General features: G+C 33.4%; 19 protein-coding genes. 3 read left to right on the top strand and 16 right to left on the bottom strand.

Features of this window, described 5'->3' with window-relative positions; all coding sequences use genetic code 11:
• Positions 1–72: 72 nt before the first annotated feature.
• The 8 genes from carB to B2217_RS11655 all read right to left on the bottom strand — a co-directional run bounded on the left by carB (position 73) and on the right by B2217_RS11655 (position 9,329).
• Positions 73–3,303 carry a carbamoyl-phosphate synthase (glutamine-hydrolyzing) large subunit gene (gene carB / locus B2217_RS11690; RefSeq protein WP_219034921.1) on the bottom strand — a complete coding sequence of 1,077 codons (3,231 nt, stop codon included), beginning with the start codon at positions 3,301–3,303 and terminating at the stop codon, positions 73–75.
• Positions 3,304–3,314: 11 nt separating this feature from the next.
• On the bottom strand, positions 3,315–4,403 hold the full coding sequence (carA, locus tag B2217_RS11685) for a glutamine-hydrolyzing carbamoyl-phosphate synthase small subunit (protein WP_114999100.1): 1,089 nt from the start codon (positions 4,401–4,403) through the stop codon (positions 3,315–3,317).
• Positions 4,396–5,532 (bottom strand): aspartate aminotransferase family protein, encoded by a 1,137-nt coding sequence (locus B2217_RS11680; RefSeq protein WP_180905960.1) that lies wholly within the window; start codon positions 5,530–5,532, stop codon positions 4,396–4,398. The genes carA and B2217_RS11680 overlap by 8 nt, the downstream gene beginning before the upstream one ends.
• A gap of 32 nt (positions 5,533–5,564) precedes the next feature.
• Entirely contained in the window at positions 5,565–5,921 is a 357-nt protein-coding gene (locus B2217_RS11675) for a four helix bundle protein (RefSeq protein WP_180905959.1), read from the bottom strand.
• A gap of 36 nt (positions 5,922–5,957) precedes the next feature.
• A complete protein-coding gene (gene argC, locus B2217_RS11670) occupies positions 5,958–6,944 on the bottom strand; it encodes an N-acetyl-gamma-glutamyl-phosphate reductase (RefSeq protein ID WP_180905958.1) in 987 nt (328 codons plus the stop codon).
• A gap of 94 nt (positions 6,945–7,038) precedes the next feature.
• Positions 7,039–8,220, bottom strand: coding sequence for an argininosuccinate synthase (gene argG / locus B2217_RS11665; RefSeq protein WP_180905957.1), 1,182 nt, complete (start codon positions 8,218–8,220; stop codon positions 7,039–7,041).
• Positions 8,221–8,227: 7 nt separating this feature from the next.
• On the bottom strand, positions 8,228–8,680 hold the full coding sequence (locus tag B2217_RS11660; RefSeq protein WP_180905956.1) for an arginine repressor: 453 nt from the start codon (positions 8,678–8,680) through the stop codon (positions 8,228–8,230).
• 70 nt (positions 8,681–8,750) lie between these two features.
• Complete coding sequence (locus B2217_RS11655; RefSeq protein WP_180905955.1) at positions 8,751–9,329, bottom strand: GNAT family N-acetyltransferase; 579 nt, start codon at positions 9,327–9,329, stop codon at positions 8,751–8,753.
• A 251-nt stretch (positions 9,330–9,580) separates the two neighbouring features.
• On the opposite strand from B2217_RS11655, the gene argB reads away from it, so the two are divergent.
• Together argB and B2217_RS11645 are read left to right on the top strand one after the other, a co-directional pair.
• Positions 9,581–10,348, top strand: coding sequence for an acetylglutamate kinase (argB, locus tag B2217_RS11650; RefSeq protein ID WP_180905954.1), 768 nt, complete (start codon positions 9,581–9,583; stop codon positions 10,346–10,348).
• The gene (locus B2217_RS11645) at positions 10,342–11,409 is read left to right on the top strand and encodes a M20 family metallo-hydrolase (protein WP_180905953.1); all 1,068 of its coding nucleotides are present in this window, start codon (positions 10,342–10,344) and stop codon (positions 11,407–11,409) included. The genes argB and B2217_RS11645 overlap by 7 nt, the downstream gene beginning before the upstream one ends.
• 185 nt (positions 11,410–11,594) lie before the next feature.
• Here the strand turns inward: B2217_RS11645 and B2217_RS11640 are convergent, their stop codons facing one another.
• The 4 genes from B2217_RS11640 to B2217_RS11625 form a co-directional block, all read right to left on the bottom strand.
• Positions 11,595–12,542, bottom strand: coding sequence for a hypothetical protein (locus B2217_RS11640; protein ID WP_180905952.1), 948 nt, complete (start codon positions 12,540–12,542; stop codon positions 11,595–11,597).
• Between the two features lie 32 nt (positions 12,543–12,574).
• Entirely contained in the window at positions 12,575–13,102 is a 528-nt protein-coding gene (locus B2217_RS11635) for an ExbD/TolR family protein (protein WP_180905951.1), read from the bottom strand.
• Positions 13,103–13,120: 18 nt separating this feature from the next.
• The gene (locus B2217_RS11630; protein WP_180905950.1) at positions 13,121–13,711 is read right to left on the bottom strand and encodes a biopolymer transporter ExbD; all 591 of its coding nucleotides are present in this window, start codon (positions 13,709–13,711) and stop codon (positions 13,121–13,123) included.
• Between the two features lie 88 nt (positions 13,712–13,799).
• Entirely contained in the window at positions 13,800–14,612 is an 813-nt protein-coding gene (locus tag B2217_RS11625) for a MotA/TolQ/ExbB proton channel family protein (protein WP_180905949.1), read from the bottom strand.
• A 323-nt stretch (positions 14,613–14,935) separates the two neighbouring features.
• Here B2217_RS11625 and B2217_RS11620 point away from each other — a divergent pair, with 323 nt between their 5' ends.
• Positions 14,936–17,077: a type IA DNA topoisomerase gene (locus B2217_RS11620; RefSeq protein WP_180905948.1), complete on the top strand. Its 2,142-nt coding sequence runs from the start codon at positions 14,936–14,938 to the stop codon at positions 17,075–17,077.
• Between the two features lie 29 nt (positions 17,078–17,106).
• On the opposite strand, the gene B2217_RS11615 is transcribed toward B2217_RS11620, so the two are convergent.
• The 4 genes from B2217_RS11615 to B2217_RS11600 form a co-directional block, all read right to left on the bottom strand.
• Positions 17,107–18,021 carry a helix-turn-helix transcriptional regulator gene (locus tag B2217_RS11615; RefSeq protein WP_180905947.1) on the bottom strand — a complete coding sequence of 305 codons (915 nt, stop codon included), beginning with the start codon at positions 18,019–18,021 and terminating at the stop codon, positions 17,107–17,109.
• A 123-nt stretch (positions 18,022–18,144) separates the two neighbouring features.
• Entirely contained in the window at positions 18,145–18,906 is a 762-nt protein-coding gene (locus B2217_RS11610; protein ID WP_180905946.1) for a hypothetical protein, read from the bottom strand.
• A 205-nt stretch (positions 18,907–19,111) separates the two neighbouring features.
• On the bottom strand, positions 19,112–19,870 hold the full coding sequence (tpiA, locus tag B2217_RS11605) for a triose-phosphate isomerase (RefSeq protein WP_291122629.1): 759 nt from the start codon (positions 19,868–19,870) through the stop codon (positions 19,112–19,114).
• A gap of 76 nt (positions 19,871–19,946) precedes the next feature.
• On the bottom strand, positions 19,947–21,029 hold the full coding sequence (locus B2217_RS11600) for an ABC transporter permease (RefSeq protein WP_291122627.1): 1,083 nt from the start codon (positions 21,027–21,029) through the stop codon (positions 19,947–19,949).
• Positions 21,030–21,032: the final 3 nt, after the last annotated feature.

Raw genomic sequence — 21,032 nt, 5'->3', positions numbered from 1 at the left:
TTCAAAAAAATAACATAAAAAAAGCCTCGCAAATGCGAGGCTTTCTAACTTCTAATATCTAGATTCTAATTTCTATTTATTACGGTATTCATTCCAAGTTTTGATTTTTAAATCATCCATCGATAATTTTGTAAATGCATTAATGAAAGCCGAAGCTAAACGTGCATTTGTTACCAACGGAATATTGAAATCTACAGCTGTACGACGAATTTGATAATCGTTGTCTAATTCCGCTTTTGTTAAGTTTTTCGGAATGTTGATCACCATATCAATTTTCTTGTCATGTAAATAAGACATTACATTTGGCTCTTTTTTATCAGAAGGCCAGTAAACAAGCGTAGAATACACATCATTTTCTGTAAAAAATTTGTGCGTTCCTTCTGTTGCATAAATTTTGTAACCTTTTGCGATTAATTGTTTCGCAGGCTCTAATAAAGCAACTTTAGAAGCAATTGGTCCACCAGAAATTAAAACGGTTTTCTCAGGAATTTCATATCCAACAGATAACATTGATTTTAATAAAGCTTCTTCTGCTGTATCACCGATACACCCTACTTCTCCTGTCGAAGACATGTCAACTGATAAAACTGGGTCAGCTCCTGCTAAACGTGTAAATGAGAACTGAGAAGCTTTCACTCCTACATAATCTAAATCGTAAACGACTTCTGAATGTCCTTTTTCTACTTCTAATCCTAATAAAACTTTTGTTGCTTTTTCGATTAAATTATTTCCTGCAACTTTCGATACGAATGGAAACGAACGAGAAGCACGAATATTAGTTTCGATAACACGAACTGTATTATTTTTTGATAAAAACTGAATGTTCATTGGTCCAGAAATTTCGAAACGTTTTGCAATTTTCGCTGCAACTTTACGCATTTGACGAATTGTTTCGATGTACACTTTTTGTGGTGGATAATACATTGTTGCATCTCCTGAGTGAACTCCCGCAAATTCTACGTGTTCAGAAACTGCGTAATCTACAATTTCTCCATTTTGACAAACTGCATCCAACTCAATTTCTTTTGCTCCTTGTACGAATTCTGAAACTACAACTGGATAATCAGGAGAAACTTCTTTCGCTAATTTCAAGAAAGCATCTAGCTCATGTGTATTCGAAACTACGTTCATCGCAGCTCCAGATAAGACATAAGAAGGACGAATTAACACTGGGAAATTAACTTCTTCCACAAATTTGTGAATCGCTTCTAAAGAAGAAAGCTCTTTCCAACGTGGTTGATCGATTCCTAATTCATCTAATATTTCTGAGAATTTGTGACGATTTTCTGCATCATCAATTCTTAAAGGAGAAGTTCCTAAAATATTAATTGATTGATCGTACAATTTCATCGCTAAGTTATTCGGAATTTGACCTCCTGTCGAAATAATTGTTCCTTTAGGTTGTTCAAAATCTAAAATATCCATTACACGTTCAAAAGACAATTCTTCGAAGTATAAACGATCTGACTCATCATAATCTGTCGAAACCGTTTCTGGATTATAGTTGATGATAATTGTTTTGTAACCATTTTTTGATGCTGTATGCGCTGCATTTACAGAACACCAGTCAAACTCTACAGACGAACCAATACGATAAACTCCAGATCCTAAAATACAAACTGCTTTCTCAGTTTCTGGCTCCAAATCATTTTCAGTTCCGTGATAGGTTACATATAAATAATTTGTTTGTGCTGGGAATTCTGCTGCTAACGTATCAATTTGTTTTACAACAGGTTTAATTCCGAAGTTTTTACGTAATTCACGAACTGTTAATTCGTTTCTGTGTACGTTTTGATCTCCTTTTACTAAAACTGCAATTTGTTGATCCGAGAATCCTAATAATTTTGCACGTTTTACTAAATCTGCTTCAACTTGTTCAAATCTTTCTAATGCTTCAAATTCTTTTGATACATTAAAAATTCTTTCTAAACGTTGTAAAAACCATAAATCGATTTTTGTTAAATCGTGAATTTTTTCAATCGAATATCCCGCTTTGAAAGCTTCAGTAATCGCGTATAAACGCTCGTCATTTGGCTCAGCTAACCATGTATCCAACGATTCACCTTCTGGAATTTTGAATCCATTTGCTACGAAACCTCTATGTCCAATATCTAACATACGAACTCCTTTCTGAATTGCTTCTTCAAAAGAACGTCCAACTGCCATTACTTCTCCAACAGATTTCATTGCAGAACCAATGTTACGACGAACTCCGTAAAATTTATTTAAATCCCAACGAGGCAATTTCACTACACAGTAATCCAACGCTGGCTCGAACATCGCAGATGTCGTTTGCGTTACACTATTTTTTAACTCATCTAAAGAATAACCTAAAGCTAATTTAGCAGCCACGAAAGCTAAAGGATAACCTGTTGCTTTTGACGCCAAAGCTGACGAACGAGATAAGCGAGCGTTAACTTCGATTACACGATATTCTTCTGAAACAGTATCGAAAGCATATTGAATGTTACATTCTCCAACTACACCAAGATGGCGAATTGTGCGAATGGCAACTTCACGTAATTTATGATATTCTGAATTTGATAAAGTTTGAGAAGGTGCAATAACGATTGACTCTCCAGTATGAACTCCAATCGGATCGAAGTTCTCCATGTTACAAACTGTGATACAGTTATCGTAAGAATCACGAACTACTTCGTACTCAATTTCTTTCCATCCTTTTAATGACTCTTCCACTAAAACTTGAGAAGAATAATTGAATGCTTTTTCAACTAAATCTAATAATTCTTCTTCGTTATTTGCGAAACCAGAACCTAAACCTCCTAAAGCGTACGCCGCACGAATGATTAATGGGAAACCGATGCGTTTACCAGCTGCCATTGCGTCTTCTACAGTTTCTACTGCTTCTGAACGAGCAGTTAAAACACCAATTTGGTCTAATTTTTCGATGAAAATATCACGATCTTCCGTTGCTTCAATTACTGGAATTTGAGTTCCTAAAACCTCAACACCATATTTCTCGAATATATTTTCTTTATTTAATTCAACCGCACAGTTTAAAGCTGTTTGTCCTCCAAAGGCAACTAAAACTCCGTCTGGTTTTTCTTTTTTAATGACTTCTTCCACAAAGTAAGGCGTTACAGGTAAGAAGTAAACTTCGTCTGCAATTCCTTCAGAAGTTTGAACAGTTGCAATATTTGGATTAATTAAAACTGTTTTAATTCCTTCTTCTTTTAACGCTTTTAACGCTTGCGAACCAGAATAATCAAACTCACCAGCTTGACCAATTTTTAATGCTCCTGATCCTAATACTAATACTTTTTTAATATCTTTTTTTAACATCGTGATTCTGATTATGCGTTAGCGTTTTTATATTTTTTTACTTCTTCGATGAACTCATCAAATAAATATTCTGTATCAACTGGTCCTCCCATTGCTTCTGGGTGGAATTGAACTGTAAAAATTGGTTTTGATTCGTGACGAATTCCTTCACATGTTCCATCATTTAAGTTCGTAAAGAATGTTTTAAATCCTTCTGGTAATTTCGAATCATCTACTGCGAAACCGTGGTTTTGAGATGTAATGAAACATCTTTTTGTTCCTACTAATTGTACAGGTTGATTGTGCGAACGGTGTCCGTATTTTAATTTAAAAGTAGATGCACCAGCTGCTAAACTTACCAATTGATTTCCTAAACAAATTCCGAAAATTGGTTTATCTCCTTTCAAAGATTCTTTGATATTATTAATTGTAGGAACACATAAAGCTGGATCACCAGGTCCATTCGAGATAAATAATCCATCATATTCTAATGTTGAATAATCATAATCCCAAGGAACTCGAATTACCTCAACATCACGATTTACAAAACAACGGATGATGTTATTTTTCACTCCACAATCAATCAAAACAATTTTAATATCAGCACCTTCGTTGTAACGAATCACTTCTTTACAAGAAACTTGATCTACTAAATTATCTTCATTTGGATCATAGTATGCGACATCTGTATCAGCAACAATTTTTCCTAAAGTAGAACCTTGCTCACGTAATTTTTTTGTAATCATACGTGTATCAACACCATAAATACCAGGAATGTTTTGACTTTCTAACCAAACTCCTAATTTTTGAATAGCGTTCCAATGCGAATAATCATCAGCATAATAAGAAACAACCAATCCAGTTACTTGAATTTGGTTCGATTCCATCCAAGCTTCAATTTCATTAATCATTGCTTTATCATCTGGAACACCATAGTTTCCGATCATTGGAGCTGTCATCACCATAATCTGCCCTTTGTAAGAAGGGTCAGTCAAACTTTCATTATATCCAACCAAAGCTGTGTTGAATACTACTTCTCCTGCGGCAGAAGTATACGCACCGAAAGATTTTCCTTCGATTTCTAATCCGTCTTGGAATACTAATTTTACTGTCTTATCCATTGATGATAATGTTAATTTCAGTTTCTAAAGCTGATATGAATTTATCTATGTATTGTTTTGTTACTGTTAAAGGTGGTAATAAACGAATAACGTTTGTACCAGCGTAGCCTACAAAAATATTGTGTTTTGTAACTAAGTTATTTTTTAATTCGCCGATTGGGAAATCAAACTCGATTCCAATCATTGATCCTCGACCACGAACTTCTTTAATTTTTGGAAATTTATTTAATTGGATTCCAACATATTCTCCAATTTCTTTTGCATTTTCGATTAAGTTTTCTTGCTCAATCACATCTAAAACGGCTACCGCTGCAGCACAAGCTAAATGATTTCCTCCAAAAGTTGTTCCTAATAATCCGTAAGAAGCTTTAAATTCTGGAGAAATTAAAACACCACCGATTGGAAATCCATTCCCCATTCCTTTTGCCATCGTAATCAAATCTGCTTTGATACCAGAATGTTGATGTGCAAAGAATTTCCCTGAGCGTCCGTAACCACATTGAATTTCATCTGCGATTAAAACCACTCCGTTTTCTGTACATACTTTTCTTAATTCTTGTACAAATTCGTCAGAAGGTAAAATGATTCCTCCAACTCCTTGAATTGGTTCGTAAATTACTGCTGCAACATCTCCTCCAGCGATTACTTCTTTCACTTCATCAATGTTATATTCTACGAAAGATACTTTGTGATGAGCATTATAAGGCGCAACAATTTTTGGGTTATCTGTTAAAGCAACTGTTCCAGAAGTACGTCCGTGAAACGCATCTTTAAACGCAATTACACGATCTTTTCCTGTATGAAAAGACGCTAATTTCACTGCATTTTCGTTGGCTTCAGCTCCAGAGTTGATTAAAAATAAAGTATAATCCTCGTAACCTGATGCTTTTCCTAATTTTTCTGCCAATTCTTGCTGAATCGGGATATTTACTGAGTTTGAATAAAACCCGATATTATTAATTTGTTCTGTTAATTTCTCAACATAATATGGATGCGAGTGACCGATAGAAATCACTGCGTGACCTCCATAAAGGTCCAAATATTCTTTTCCGTTCTCGTCCCAAAGAATACAATCTTTAGCTTTAACCGGAGTTACATTCATTAATGGATATACGTCGAATAGTTTCATTTTTGTTTATGTTTTATGTATTACGTTGTAAGTTATACGTTTTTAATTTTTTGGATTAATTTGATTAACATCGCTTTAATTTGCTCAATTTTATTTTCTAAATCTTGAAAATCTTCTGCGGTGATATAGTTTAAATCCTTTGATAAGAATAATAAGTATGATGTTTCATTGGCTGATCCTAAACTAATATTTAAGAATTGCGATAACTCTTTTTGTGAAAATCTTCCACATCCTTCTGCTATGTTAGTTGGAATTGAACTTGAAGCTCTACGAAGCTGAGATATCAAACCAAATAATTCTTCTTTCGGAAAAACAGAAGTTTTTTGATAAACCACTAATGTTAATTCGTGACTTAATTCCCAAACTTTTAATTTCTTATAATCCTGCATAGAACGTACAACTTATTACTTATAACGTACAACTCTTTAAAACGCCACCGTTTTAAGATTAAGTCCTAAGTTTTCTTCCCAACCGAACATCAAATTCATGTTTTCTACGGCTTGTCCAGAAGCTCCTTTTGTTAAATTATCAATGATAGAAGTAATTAACAATACATCATCTTGTTTCTGTACGTGTAAAAAACATTTATTAGTATTTACAACTTGTTTCAGAGCAATTGGAGCATCAGAAACATGTGTAAAAGGTTCGTTTTTGTAATATTCATTGAAGATATTTTTTGCTTCTTCTTCTGATAAATCAGATTTTAAATAAACACCTGCTAAAATTCCGCGCGCAAAATCTCCTCGCATTGGTAAAAAATATACTTTGTTATTGAAATCTTTTTCTAATTGATTCAATGTTTGGTAAATTTCTCCTTCATGTTGATGCGTAAATTCTTTGTAGAAAGAAACGTTATTATTTCGCCAACTAAAGTGCGTAGAAGCAGATAAACTTTGTCCGGCACCTGTAGAACCCGTTACAGCATTGATGTGAATATCATTTTTGATTTCATTATTCACTGCCAATGGTAACAATGCTAACTGAATAGCCGTTGCAAAACAACCTGGATTTGCAATATTTTGAGCTGTTTTGATTGCTTCTCGGTCTAATTCTGGTAAACCGTAAGCAAACGTTCTATCTTCGAAAATGTGGTTCTCATTTAATCGAAAATCGTTGCTCAAATCAATAATTTTTGTGTTGGCTGAGTAAGTATTGTTTTGTAAAAACTCTGCCGATTTTCCGTGACCAAGGCATAAAAAAACGACATCAGCATTTTCGTCTATTTTATCCGAAAATACGATGTCAGTTTCTCCAAACAAATCGTCGTGCACTTTGGTAACGGGGTTGCCTGCATTTGATGTACTGTACACAGACGAAATATTAACCATCGGGTGATGTATCAATATTCTTAGCAGTTCGCCTGCTGTGTAGCCAGCACCTCCTACAATGCTTACGTTAATTTTGTTTGTCATTTGTTATGTTTTGCGCGTGTTTTTTTAAGGTATAATACCTCTACTATATTTCTAAAATAAAGTGGACTCGTTAGAATCCACTTTAAAGAATCAATTAATCGAAACTATGAACAATCTTTAATTGATTACCGAATATTTTGATGAAACCTCTTGCATCTCTACTGTCCCAAGCTTCGTTTTCTTCTCCATAAGTAGCGACTTTAGATTGCATCATATCATAAGGCGATTCGATTCCAATCATTGAGAAATGATAAGGATTTAATTGTACTTTCACTTTTCCTGTTACATGATTTTGAGAAGATTCTAAGAATGCTTCGATATCACGCATTACTGGATCCAAGTATTGTGCTTCGTGCAATAAAGTTCCGTACCAGTTTGATAACGAATCTTTGTGCAACAATTGCCATCTTGTAAGTGTATGTTTTTCTAATAAGTGGTGAGCTTTGATTAATAAATAAGCTGCTGGCGCTTCGAAACCTACACGTCCTTTGATACCTAAAATTGTATCTCCTACGTGGATGTCGCGACCAATTGCATATTCACCACCGATTTCGTTTAATTTTTGAATTAATGCTACTGGAGATAATTTTTCTCCATCTAAACCTACTGGAATACCTTTCTCAAATTCAATTTCTATAACAGATGGTTCTGTTCTTGATAATTGTGTTGGATAAGCATCTTCTGGTAACGCTTGGTTAGATGTTAATGTTTCTACTCCACCAACAGATGTTCCCCAAATTCCTCTGTTAATAGAGTATTTAGCTTTTTCCCAACTATAGTTTACACCATTTGCTTGTAAATATTCTACCTCTTGTTGACGAGATAATTTTTCGTCGCGAATTGGAGTAATAATTTTAGATTGTGGTGAGATAACTGCAAAAGCAACATCAAAACGAATTTGATCGTTTCCTGCTCCTGTAGATCCATGTACAATGTATTCTGCATCTACATCTTTTGCATACTGAGCAATTGCAATTGACTGAAACATACGTTCTGCACTTACTGATAATGGATAAGTGTTATTTTTCAAGATGTTTCCGTAGATTAAGTAGCGAACACAATCGTTGTAATATTTATCTGTAATATCGATTGTCACGTGTTTAGAAGAACCTAATTCGTAGGCACGTGCTTCGATATCTTTTAACTCTTCTGCCGAAAATCCACCAGTATTTACAATTACTGTGTGCACTTCCATTCCTTGATCTTTTGTTAAGTTAACCAAACAGTACGATGTATCTAAACCTCCACTGTAAGCTAAAACTGCTTTGTTGCTCATTGCTTGTTTATTTGTTTATATTGGGAATAATTCTTCTTAATTCATTGGTAACCTCTTCTCGGCTACTCTCTTCTTTCATTACGATTAATACTGTATCGTCTCCAGCTATTGTTCCAATTATAGTATTGAAATGTGTGTTGTCAATCTCAAAAGCAATTCTGTTTGCATAACCTGGTTTTGTTTTGATAACTCCCAAATTTTTAGAGAAAATCAAACTTGCATTTTCGTTATGTGTAACGGTTGCCGTTGGAGCAGCACTTTCTGTAAGGCGATAAATGTATTGTCCCGAACTATTAGGAACTTTTGAAACTTTCAATTCGCGTAAATCTCTCGATAAAGTTGCTTGAGTAACGGTGATATCTAAATCGATTAATTTTTTTAATAATTCGTCTTGATTACTTATTTCTTGATCTGTTATTAAATCTTTTATAATCTGGAATCTGTATTTTTTATTACTCATTTTGAATATTTATTCGAAATTTTATGCAAATATACTCATTTTAGACAAAAAAAAACCTTAGTTCGTATATTTATTCATCTTCTTTTTTTGATTGATTTGCCAATGCGCGCTTAGCGTACTCGTCATCAAGGTTATCATAAACCAATCCTGTACAAATACAACGCTCGCGATCATTTTCCATCAAGATGTGAAAGTTTTTACAACTTTTACATCCATTCCAAAATTCATCCGATTGTGTTAATTCCGAAAATGTTACTGGCTTGTATCCTAATTTTGTGTTCATACGCATTACAGCTAAAGAAGTTGTAATACTAAAGATTTTTGATTTCGGGAATTTTGTACGTGACAATTCAAAAACAGCATGTTTTATTTCGCGTCCAATTCCTGAACTCCTTAAATCTGTACGAACAATTAAACCTGAGTTTACGACGAATTTTTCTTCTTCGTACGTTTCTATGTAGCTAAACCCTGCTATTTGATCATCATCATCAAAAGCAATCACAGCATTTCCATTACGCATTTTGCGTTCAAGATAAACTGGATTTCGTTTAGCAATACCCGTTTTTCTCATACGAGCTGATTCTTCGTACCATTCGCACAACAATTCTGTGTACTTGGCATCATCTGCATTTGCTATTCTAACATACATAATTTAAGGGAAAGTCGATTAATAAAGAGGAACTGAGAAAAGATGACCTTTTGTCATCACACTTAAGTAAAATATGAGAACCAAAAGGTGTGCTTTCATTGCGAAAGCTACTCTCATAATTGAGAAGAACAATTTCAGTAATTTCTTCCATTAATCAACAAGATATTCAGTTATTATACTGAGATGCAAAGTTAAATATTATATTTTTGTATCACCAAAAAAAAGCAAACAAAATTTACATATTTATTAAAATGTTGAAAATTATTAAAATAGGAGGCGGAATTATCGATAACGAGCAAGACTTAGAGCAATTCCTACAAACGTTTTCCGAAATTAAAGAACCAAAAATTTTGGTTCATGGTGGAGGAAAAGGTGCTTCGAAGATGTTAAATCAATTGGGAATCGAACCAAAAATGATCGAAGGTCGTCGCATTACAGACAAACCAACATTGGATGTTGTGACAGGATTATATGCAGGAAATTTGAACAAATCTATCGTTTCTAAATTGCAAGAATTTGGATGCAATGCGTTAGGTTTATCGGGTGCAGATGGTAATGCTATAAAAGGTTCTAAGCGTCCTGTAAAAACTATTGATTATGGTTTTGTAGGAGATTTGAATGATAAAAGCGTCAACAAAGAATTATTTCAATTATTAATTGACAACAATATTACGCCAGTTGTTTGTGCAATTACACATGATGGAAATGGACAATTGTTAAACACCAATGCAGATACTATTGCCTCTACAATTGCGGTTGCAATGTCACAAGAAAATGAAGTAGAGTTAAATTTCTGTTTTGATAAAATTGGTGTACTTCATGATGTAAATGATGACACAACATTGATCCCAAAAATTAACGAAACTTTATATTTGCAGTTAAAAGAAGAAGGTGTAATTTTCGAAGGAATGATTCCGAAATTAGACAATTCATTCAAAGTAATCAATGCGGGTGTAAAAAATGTATGTTTGGTACACGCGCGCAACATTAACTCAGAGATTAAAACAATTTTATGTTAGAATTAGCTGTTCTCAAAAAGAAAGCTGTCGATTTGTTGTGTCAATTAATCGAAACTCAATCTTTTTCAAGTGAAGAAGATAAAACGGCCGATATTATTTTCAAGTTTTTAACTGATCATGGCGCTACAGCTCATCGTCAGAATAACAATGTTTGGAGTATTCATCCAAATTTTGATGAGAACAAAAAAACAATTTTATTAAACTCTCATCATGACACGGTAAAATTTGGTTCTTCTTGGACGTATGATCCATTGAAAGCAACGATAGAAGGTGATAAATTAGTAGGTTTAGGAAGTAATGATGCAGGAGCTTCTGCGGTAAGTTTATTGGCAACGTATATCAATTTCTTGAATGATGATTTACCATTTAATCTGATTGTCGCAATTACGGCTGAAGAAGAAAGTTCAGGCCAATTGAATGTTGCAAGTATTTTACCGAATCTACCAAAAATCGATTTGGGAATTGTAGGAGAACCTACGCAAATGGACATGGCAATTGCAGAACGTGGTTTGGTTGTGATGGACGTAATTGTAAAAGGAAAAACTGGACATGCTGCAAGAAATGAAGGTGTAAATGCTATTTACGAAGCAATTGATGTGATGAATTGGTTCAAAACTTATCAATTCGAAAGAGTTTCTGATATGTTAGGACCAGTAAAAATGACAGTTACACAAATTGAAGCAGGAAAACAACACAATGTAGTTCCTGATGAATGTCGTTTGGTTGTAGATTGTCGTGTAAACGAATTATATTCAAATCCAGAAGTTGTTGATATTATTTCAAGTTGTTTGCCAAAAGCAGAAGTTAAAGCACGTTCATTGCGTTTAAATTCTTCACGCATTTCAGAAAATCATCCAATTGTACAAAAAGGAATCGAATTAGGTTGTACAACTTATGGTTCACCAACGATGTCAGATCAAGCAATGATGAATTTCGAAACGGTAAAAATGGGACCTGGAGATTCTGCTCGTTCTCATACTCCTGACGAATATATTTATTTATCAGAAATAGAACACGGAATTGAGCGATACACAAGTTTATTAAAAGGCTTTACGTTTTAAATTAATAATAACTCTTATAATCAAAAAAGCATCTTCATTCAATTGAAGATGCTTTTTAATTTTATCAAATCTGATAAAGAAAACCAACGCGGATTTTATTAAAAACATAAAATGTGTTCTAAAAATTATACACAAAAAAAGAGGCTAATTAATTTTAGCCTCTTTTTTATATATGAAATTAAGTCTTACTCAATTTGCATTTTAACTGGAATGTTGAAATTCAACTTCGCAGCACGACCATCTTCTGTTTGAGCAGGAACAATCGTTTTTCCTCTTTTTTGTTGACGTTGTGTAATACGCTCTAAAGCTTTTTTAGCTTCAGGACCTAATTTAGCATCACCCATTGGAGAAATACCTACAATTCTACCATTCGTATCAATTTGGAATGAAAGTTTTGCAGCTACAACACCTGATAAACCTTGACCAGCAGCATCATTCGCAAAATCTTGCAACTCGTCTTGTAAATCTTGAGATAACTTTCTAGATAAACAGTCTGTAGCAGCTTGTTTACCTTTTGCAGCATCTTTCTCACAACCAGGATATACCGCCATTACAGCCGCTGTACGAGCAGTTACTGTAGATGGAGCAGCAGGTTCTGTACCTTTTCCTGGGTTAGGAGTCGCTGGCGTATCTTTTGGTGCTTCTTTTTTAGTATTTACTTCATTAGCACCACCAGTTTGTGTTGTTGATTTTGGACCTTCTCTATCTACTAAACCTAAATCTTTATCTGCCATTTCCTTTACTTCAGGAACGGTTTCTTCTTTTTTAGGCTGAGCTTTAGGTTCTGGCATAACCACTTTCACCTGAGCTGTTTCTTCTTGATATCTTTGTTCTGGCTCTGGTTTTGGTGGTTCTGGTTCAACTACTTCCTCCTCTTTTGGAGGTTCAGGAATATTCAAATCCTCAAGCTGAACATCTACGACTACATCTTCTGACTTTTTACTTTCAAACAAACCTGTCGCAGAAGCAATAAGACCAAAAGCTAAAATCGCAATTACTATAAATCCACGAATGAAAGCTTTCAATAAAGTACTCTTCTCTGACATTCTCATGTCATAAGCTCCATACGCTTTATTTCTACCTTCAAATACTATCTCGTCTAAGGATTTTAGTTTGTTGTTATTTTCTGACATTTTAATTCTTTTAAATTTAACAATTAAACTAATTATTTACCTACTTTTTCGTCAAACACTTTTTGTTCAAAAGGTGCAACAGGTACGATTCCGTAACGAGTAGACTTTGTAATTTCCATTTCATCTAAGATAGTTACTAAATTATCATACGTGGCATCATCCATCGGTTTAATAATTACTGTAAACTTATCTTTATCTGCTCTACCTTGTGCTGCTGTAATAACATCACGAACTTTAGAGTAGTCAGTTTCATTAAGTGTTCCTACATTTAATCCTGCCTCATCTTGTTGATGCCAAAATAACTTGTTATCCTTTCCAATTAAAATAGACAAAGAGTTTGCTAATTTAATTTCAGGAATATCTGTTGGTTTTGGTGTATCAATTTTTGGAGGCATGTTCAAGTTCATTACGTTTGGTTTGATCGATGTCGCTGCAAACATAAAGAAAGTAATTAATAAGAAACCTAAATCAACCAAAGGAGCCATATCGACTTTCGTCGAATTCTTTTTGGAACGGACTTTCTTTCCGCCACCGTCATCGTGACTTTCTATTTGTGCCATTTTCTAATTTCTTAATAATTATTCTTGAGATGTAATTAACTGGAACTTATTCATATTTTTCATTTGCAATTGTTGAATCAAATTTTTGAATTGTTTGTATTCAGATTTTTGATCCCCTTTAATTGCTAAGAAAACATCTGGGTTCACTTCTTTTGCTTCAAATACCCAATCAATTAATTCTTGATTTTTCTCAGGTATCGTATCTAATGGAATACCAGGATGATATGATTGTTGTTTATCAGCAGGCTGATTCAAATAATTTCTCATCTCTTTCATTGGTACACCAAACTCTACTATGCTTTTGAATGCATTCTTTTCAGCATCTGTAAACTTTACTCCGTACTTATCACCCATCTTCTCTAATGTTGCGATACGATCCTTTTCTTCTAATCCGAATAAGAACTTACCTTCACCATCAATTTTAATGATCATCATGTTTTCAGCTGCCATTTTTTGGTTCGAAACAGATGTTGGTGTTACGACAGGAACAACTTCAGGTTCTCTAAAGTTAGATGTCAAAATAAAGAAAGTTAACAAAAGCCAAGCCATGTCAGACATAGCTGTTAAGTCCATCGAAGGACCTCTTCTTTTTGGTTTTACTCTTGCCATTTTCTCTGTATTATTAATTAATATTCTAAATTGTTTGTTGTTTGATTTTGTCCTTATACTATCCTTCTAAGGCTTCGTCAATTGAATATTAATTGTGAGCAGAGAAAGATTGTTGGATACTCATTCCTACTTCGTCAATTTTGAATGTTAAATCATCAATTTTAGAAGTTAAGAAAGCATACATAATAATAGCGAATGCAGAAGCACCAATACCCATACCTGTATTAATTAAGGCTTCGGCAATACCTACTGATAATTGAGCTGCATCTGGAGATCCTCCACCTTCACCTAATGCGAAGAATGCTTTAATCATCCCGATTACTGTACCCATTAAGGCGATTAACGTACCTACAGAAGCAATTGTAGAAATGATTGTCATGTTTTTCTCTAACGTTGGCATTTCTAATGTAGTCGCTTCTTCTAACGTTTTACCTAATTGAGCTAATTTTTGCTCTTTGTTTAACGTTGTGTCGTTTTCTAAAGCTTTGTAAGTTGTTAAACCTTCTTTAACTACGTTACCTACAGCTCCTTTTTGTTTGTCACATAATTCAATTGCTTTGTTAACCTCATTTTTGTTTAATAAAGCACGAATGTCATTTACAAACTTCTCAGCAGACCCTGTTCCTTTTGCTTTGTTTAAAGCGATAACACGGTCAATTGAGAAAACGATTACCATAAAGAAGAAAGACATTAAGAATGGAATAATCACCCCTCCTTTATGAATAATTCCTAAAAAGTTTAAAGGATTACCTTTTTCTACATCACCTCCTTCGAAATTACCTTCTGCTCCAAATACAAATCTGAAGATCCCCATTGCGATTGCAATTAAAATGATCATAGTAATCACAGGGTTAAGACCTCCCTTTTTAGTTTTAGCTGGTACTGTTACATTCTTTTCCATTTACTAATTCTTTTAAATATTATGATTTTTATTAATGTGGGTGTAAATTAAGTGAAAATTTTTTAATTCTTCTAAATTTTTTGCGTTGTTATCACGTTAAATTTCAATTTCACTCAAAATCAACACTATTTTTTACCGAATTGATAACTTAATTTTCAACAATACAGTAAAAATTCCTAAAACAACCTATTAATTTTAAAAACTATTAATCTTTTCATTAACTAACCTAATCGCAAATTTATTCAATAATTATACATATTTATATTTTTTTTTAAGAATTAAATTATTATTTTGACTTTTGCACTTCAATAATTATAAATGCTATGAAAGTTTGTATTGCCGAAAAACCTAGTGTTGCTAAAGATATCGCCAAAGTAATTGGTGCGAATCAAAAGCACGATGGATACTATGAAGGAAATGGATTTCAGGTCACTTGGACTTTCGGACACTTGTGTACATTAAAAGAACCGCAAGATTATACACCCGAGTGGAAAAGCTGGGATCTTAATTATCTGCCAATGATTCCGCAAAGTTTCGGAATTAAATTAATTGCAGATAAAGGTGTCTCGAAACAATTTCATATCATCGAAAAATTAGTCACGAACGATCAAGTCGACGAGATTATAAACTGTGGCGATGCTGGACAAGAGGGAGAATTGATACAACGTTGGGTGTTATTAAAAGCGCGTGCAAAAGCACCAATGAAGCGTTTGTGGATTTCTTCGTTGACAGAAGAAGCGATTAAAGAAGGTTTTGATAACCTGAAAGATGGAGAAAAATATTTCAATCTTTTTTCTGCTGGACAAGCGCGTGCAATCGGCGATTGGTTATTAGGAATGAACGCTACGCGATTGTTTACCAAAAAATTTGCGCCGCCAAAAACGGTTCTTTCTATTGGTCGTGTGCAAACACCTACTTTGGCAATGATTGTTCAACGTCAAAAAGAAATAAATGCCTTTGTGGTTGATGAATATTGGGAATTAAAAACAATTTTCAAAGAAGTAGAATTTAATGCAACAATACCTCGTTTAAAATCTGAAGAAAAAGCTAAACAAGGTTTAGATTTTATCAAAGATCGAGAGTTTGAAATTATTGATTTCGAAGTAAAAGAGGGACGCGAAAAAAATCCTCGCCTATTCGATTTGACTGCTTTACAAGTAGAAGCGAATAAAAAATATGCGTTTTCGGCAGAGAATACCTTAAAATATATACAAAGTCTTTACGAGAAAAAATTTGTGACTTATCCTCGTGTTGATACCACTTATCTTTCAGAAGATATTCATCCTAAAGTTCCAGGAATTTTAAATAAATTAACCGCTTATCAAAATTTGATTGCTCCTTTGATGACGCAACCAATTCCTATGTCGAAAGCAGTTTTTGATAACACAAAAGTAACCGATCACCACGCTATTATTCCGACCGAAATCTTTCCACAAGGTTTATCGAACGAAGAAAAACGTATTTATGATTTGGTTGCACGACGTTTTATTGCTGTTTTTTATCCAGAATGTAAAGTTGCCAACACAACGGTTGAAGGAAAAGTTGAAAATACAGGAAAAGATGGACAACTTTCTGCGATAAATTTTAAAGCTACGGGAAAACAGATTCTCGAAATGGGCTGGCGTGAAGTCTATGCAAAAGATAAAAAGGAAGACGAAAAAGATGAGGAAAAAATAATGCCGATTTTTGAGATTGGAGAAAAAGGTCCTCACGAACCATTTATTCACAAAGGAAAAACAACTCCGCCAAAACATTATACAGAAGCGACTCTATTGCGCGGAATGGAAACTGCTGGACGACAAGTGGATGATGAAGAAATGCGCGAATTGATGAAAGAAAATGGAATTGGTCGACCTTCTACGCGTGCAAATATTATCGAAACCTTGTTTCGTAGAAAATACATCGAAAAGAAAAAACGTAATATAATTGCGACACAAACGGGTATTGATTTAATTGATACCATTCAAGATGAATTATTAAAATCTCCTGAATTGACTGGTGTTTGGGAACGAAAACTTCGTTTGATTGAAAAAGGTGAATACGAATTAGAACAATTCAAACAAGAATTGATTGAAATGGTTTCGAAATTGACATTTGATGTGAAAAATAGTTACTTCAGACCAATTGCTTCTCATCAGAATTCAGCTCAAATAGAGGAAAAACCAAAGAAAGAGCGCAAACCAAAAGAAGAAATTAATCTGGAAAATGCAACTTGTCCAAAATGTAAAACACATAAATTAGTCAAAGGAAAAGCAGCTTATGGATGTGCAAACTTTAAAGAATGTGGATTCAAAATTCCATTTGAGTTTATGGGTAAAAAACTAACTGATAAACAGATTTTGGATTTGGTTACCAAACAAAAAACTGGAAAAATGGCTGGCTTAATCAATCCTGAAAATGGAGAAAAAGTTACTGGTAAAGCTATTTTGGGAATGAATTTCGATTTAGAATTTGAAGAAATGTAAAAAAAGCGAGTTTTGAAATTTGAAACTCGCTAATTATATTTCTCTAATGTCTCATTTAAAATTGTTTTGATTTTTTCTTTCAGTTTTTTTGGTTCGATAATCGTAACCGAACGACTCATAGAAAGAATTTCACTGATAAAATCTTCGGTCAAAAATAATTCTAAACCAATTAAAACTTCATCATCTTTAGTTTCTAAAATTTGCTGAGATTCGTGCAAAGGTAAAGATTCTAAATAGGCTGCTTGTTTTTTGGTCACAGAAAGTACTATTTTCTCTGGTTTTTCTGAACTTGGAACAATAATCCCGTACGAATACTTGTATTTATCATCGTAATTAAACTCAATATTATCATCAATTTTTTCTTTCAGAATAGAAACTTTATTCATTCGTTCCAAACCAAAATTTTTAACAACTCCTTTATCATCAGCAATCAAATACCAACGGTTATTATGCTCTCTAATTGCAATTGGCGAAACTTTACGAATCGTTTCTTTTTCCTCTCCAAATTTTTGATAATGAAATTCAATTTTCTTTTTTCCTTGAATTGCTTGTACAATATCTGGTAAAAATTCGGCGCGTTTTGGTTTTCTTTTTTCCAAATACACAATCGATTCGAGCGAATTTGTCAATTTCAAAGCAGAAAAACTATTGATTTCTTCTAAGGTTTTCAGAAATAAATCAGAACTATAATCATCTTGAATAATATAATATCCACGCTGACTGCGACTATACATTATATCAATTCCCAATATATTTCTGATTTCTCGAATATCGCGTTGCAATGTACGTTTAGAGAAATTAAACTCTAATGTATCATCATTAAGTTGAAGCATTTCAAATTCTCGTTCCAAAAAACGCTCTAAATCTTCATAAGAACAATATTTTTGTTGTGATAATTTACGAACAATATTGAAATAACGCGCGATGTAACCTTGTTTTGACATTGAATTGGAAGTGTTTGAGCAAACTTAAGTTATCTGTAATTAAAAACAAAAAAAAGTAACATTTCATTACAAAATGTTACTTTTTCTTCATTAATAAAAATGAAATATTCGAAAAAACGGATTCTATTTTTTAGATTTTTTTACTTTTGTTTTTGCATCTTTCGTAGCTGCTTTTACATCTTGTACCGCCGCTTCTACTGTTGTTGTAGCTGAGTCTACCGTAGCTGCCGCTGAATCTACTACTACTTCTGATGTTGTTTCAACTGGAGTTGTGCCATCTTCAACTTTCGCTGTTTCGATGAAATTAGAAAGTTTATCAACAATTTCTGCGTTAGAAGTTGGTTCATTCTTCACTTTTACGCTTAAGAAAATTGATGGAGCTGCATTATCTTGAATATAATTTGATTCGTTTTGATAAACTCCGTCATTTTTAACAGCTGTTGAATTTAAGTTTTCTGTTAACTCTTTTGCTACTTTAACTGTTTCGTTAAACGCAACATTTTGTTTAAAAACAACTGCGGCAACTTTATTTGTATTATCATCAGTTTTTTCAAAGTTTAATGTTACAATTAACTCAGGTTTTAAACTATCAATAATTGATCTTTTCTCTTCTTCTTTTAACCCCTTAGTTAAATCTTTCCATAAAAGAACCTGTACATTTTCTTTATTCAAAGATTCTAACTTTGTTTTAAATTCTGTTGCAATATTAGCTCCTGAATCTGCTGCGATATTATCTACAATATCTAAAATAACAACTTTTGGAGCATCTTCTACAACCTTATTTGTAATTTCTGTTGTAGGAACTTTTATTTCATTTTTTGTAGTAAAAGAGAAAGAAACTAACCCTATTGCTACGACTCCTAATACTTGCGTCAATTTTTTCATAATAAATGTGTTTTGTTTAAAAATGATACTTTTTAAATAGTTAGTACATTTAGAACTTTGCAGACACTGTTCCGAAAACTCTTAATTAATCTTAAGAAATGTTATAATTTTCTTAAATCAGACAATAAACCTATTATAACACTGATTAATAGAGAGATTAGAAAAGGAAATAAAAAAACTCAACCTTTCGATTGAGTCATTAACTTTATTTACATGCAGCAATAATCCGCACAAAATCATCATATTTTAGTGAAGCTCCACCAACAAGACCGCCGTCGATATCTGGTTGAGCAAAAATTTCGTTCGCATTCTGTGCATTTACACTTCCTCCGTACAAAATACTTGTATCATTCGCGACTTCTACTCCAAATTCATCCTTCAAAACTTTACGAATAAATGCATGAATTTCTTGCGCTTGTTCTGGAGTAGCTGTTTTTCCTGTTCCAATTGCCCAAACTGGTTCGTAAGCAATAATCAAACGAGAAAGATCTTCTGGCTTTTGAGCAACTAAAACATTCATTAATTGAGTTTTTACAACTTCAAAATGTTTCTCAGCTTCGCGTTCATCTAATTTTTCTCCCACACAAAGAATTGGATTAATTTGATATTTGAAAGCTTGTTTCAATTTTTCAGCAATCACAATATCTGTTTCTCCTTGATATTCTCTACGCTCAGAATGTCCGATAATAGCGAAATCCAATCCGATACTATCCAATTGTTCAGCCGAAATATCTCCTGTATACGCTCCTTTTTCGTGAGCAGAAATATCTTGCGAAGAAATCTTAACATATTGCTCATCTACAGCTTCTAACAATGTTTGTAAATAAATAGAAGAAGGCGCAATTATAACTTGTGCAATTGGATGATTATCTGCCACCCAAGCATTAAGGTTTGTTGCTAAATGAATTGCTTCTTCATAATTTAAGTTCATTTTCCAGTTTCCTGCTACTATTCTATCACGCATAAAAAAGTGTATTTTATTTGATTTTGGTTTTAATATTTACTGCAAGATAATTATTTATCGTGAAATTATAACTGATTTATTTTATTCGAACGCGAGGATCTAAAATTCCGTAAAGAATATCGACCAAAATATTAATCACAATAAACATCACAGCAATCACTAAGACAGCCCCCATCACAATTGGTAAATCTAATGTATTTAGTGCATTTACGATTTCTTTTCCTAAACCATTCCAGCCAAAAACAAATTCAACAAAAACAGAACCTGCCAACATCGATGCAAACCAACCTGATATTGCTGTAACAACAGGATTAAGAGCATTTCGTAATGCATGTTTTGTAATCACTGTTTTTCTTGAAAGTCCTTTTGCAAAAGCTGTACGAATATAATCTTGGTTCAAAACTTCTAACAACGAATTACGCGTTAATTGTGTAAAAACCGCTAACGGACGAGATCCTAATGTAATTGCTGGAAGAATAAGATTTTTCAACATCAAATGTTTTCCTTCCCCCAAATCATCCACTTCGTAGAGACTTCCAATCATATTCAGTCCTGTAATATCATGCATTAAAAATGCAAAAATATAGGCAATGATAATCGCCGAAAAGAAAGACGGAATACTCATCCCAAAACTCGTCACCACTAATAGAACACGATCAATCCAAGTATCTTTCATCAGAGCAGAAACAATTCCTAACGCAACCCCAATCAACGTTGCAATAATAATAGCCGCAATTGCTAAAACCATTGTATTTGGCAAAGTTTCTCCAATAATTGTACTGACACTTTTTCCTTGTTTTTGAAAAGATTCACGCAAATAAGGCGTTTTCAAGACCATTTCATTTGTTCCGAAATCCATCAATTTTGTGTAATTGTATTTATCAAAACTTAACGAAGTATATGTTGTGTTGTTTTCGTCAATATTATGAAATGAAATCGGTGACAAATCATTAATATAAAAAGCATATTGTTTCCACAAAGGTTGATCTAAACCTAAGTTTTTTCTAATTTGAGCTAATTGTTCAGGATCTTCTTTTTGATCGAGCATCATACGTGCAGGATCACCAGGAAGAACCGAAAACAATAGAAAAACTACAGTCACTACACCAAAAAGCGTTAGAAATCCGTAGAAAATTTTATTTAAAATATAATTAATCACTTT

Origin of the sequence: Empedobacter sp. UBA7620 (assembly GCF_002484185.1) — a bacterium.
In the GTDB taxonomy this organism is placed as follows: Bacteria; Bacteroidota; Bacteroidia; order Flavobacteriales; family Weeksellaceae; genus Empedobacter; species Empedobacter falsenii_C.
The sequence above is the reverse complement of the archived record's forward strand: the minus strand, read 5'-3'. Positions and strand labels throughout refer to the sequence as shown.

What these genes read in the sequence shown, in the direction of transcription:
- argB (WP_180905954.1), top strand. Translation starts at nt 9,581, where the DNA reads ATGTTGAAAATTATTAAAATAGGAGGCGGAATTATCGATAACGAGCAA.
- B2217_RS11680 (WP_180905960.1), bottom strand. Translation starts at nt 5,532, where the DNA reads ATGAAACTATTCGACGTATATCCATTAATGAATGTAACTCCGGTTAAA.
- B2217_RS11630 (WP_180905950.1), bottom strand. Translation starts at nt 13,711, where the DNA reads ATGGCAAGAGTAAAACCAAAAAGAAGAGGTCCTTCGATGGACTTAACA.
- tpiA (WP_291122629.1), bottom strand. Translation starts at nt 19,870, where the DNA reads ATGCGTGATAGAATAGTAGCAGGAAACTGGAAAATGAACTTAAATTAT.
- B2217_RS11640 (WP_180905952.1), bottom strand. Translation starts at nt 12,542, where the DNA reads ATGTCAGAAAATAACAACAAACTAAAATCCTTAGACGAGATAGTATTT.
- B2217_RS11645 (WP_180905953.1), top strand. Translation starts at nt 10,342, where the DNA reads ATGTTAGAATTAGCTGTTCTCAAAAAGAAAGCTGTCGATTTGTTGTGT.
- B2217_RS11620 (WP_180905948.1), top strand. Translation starts at nt 14,936, where the DNA reads ATGAAAGTTTGTATTGCCGAAAAACCTAGTGTTGCTAAAGATATCGCC.
- B2217_RS11615 (WP_180905947.1), bottom strand. Translation starts at nt 18,021, where the DNA reads ATGTCAAAACAAGGTTACATCGCGCGTTATTTCAATATTGTTCGTAAA.
- argC (WP_180905958.1), bottom strand. Translation starts at nt 6,944, where the DNA reads ATGACAAACAAAATTAACGTAAGCATTGTAGGAGGTGCTGGCTACACA.
- B2217_RS11660 (WP_180905956.1), bottom strand. Translation starts at nt 8,680, where the DNA reads ATGAGTAATAAAAAATACAGATTCCAGATTATAAAAGATTTAATAACA.
- B2217_RS11610 (WP_180905946.1), bottom strand. Translation starts at nt 18,906, where the DNA reads ATGAAAAAATTGACGCAAGTATTAGGAGTCGTAGCAATAGGGTTAGTT.
- B2217_RS11675 (WP_180905959.1), bottom strand. Translation starts at nt 5,921, where the DNA reads ATGCAGGATTATAAGAAATTAAAAGTTTGGGAATTAAGTCACGAATTA.
- carA (WP_114999100.1), bottom strand. Translation starts at nt 4,403, where the DNA reads ATGGATAAGACAGTAAAATTAGTATTCCAAGACGGATTAGAAATCGAA.
- B2217_RS11625 (WP_180905949.1), bottom strand. Translation starts at nt 14,612, where the DNA reads ATGGAAAAGAATGTAACAGTACCAGCTAAAACTAAAAAGGGAGGTCTT.
- carB (WP_219034921.1), bottom strand. Translation starts at nt 3,303, where the DNA reads ATGTTAAAAAAAGATATTAAAAAAGTATTAGTATTAGGATCAGGAGCA.
- argG (WP_180905957.1), bottom strand. Translation starts at nt 8,220, where the DNA reads ATGAGCAACAAAGCAGTTTTAGCTTACAGTGGAGGTTTAGATACATCG.
- B2217_RS11655 (WP_180905955.1), bottom strand. Translation starts at nt 9,329, where the DNA reads ATGTATGTTAGAATAGCAAATGCAGATGATGCCAAGTACACAGAATTG.
- B2217_RS11635 (WP_180905951.1), bottom strand. Translation starts at nt 13,102, where the DNA reads ATGGCACAAATAGAAAGTCACGATGACGGTGGCGGAAAGAAAGTCCGT.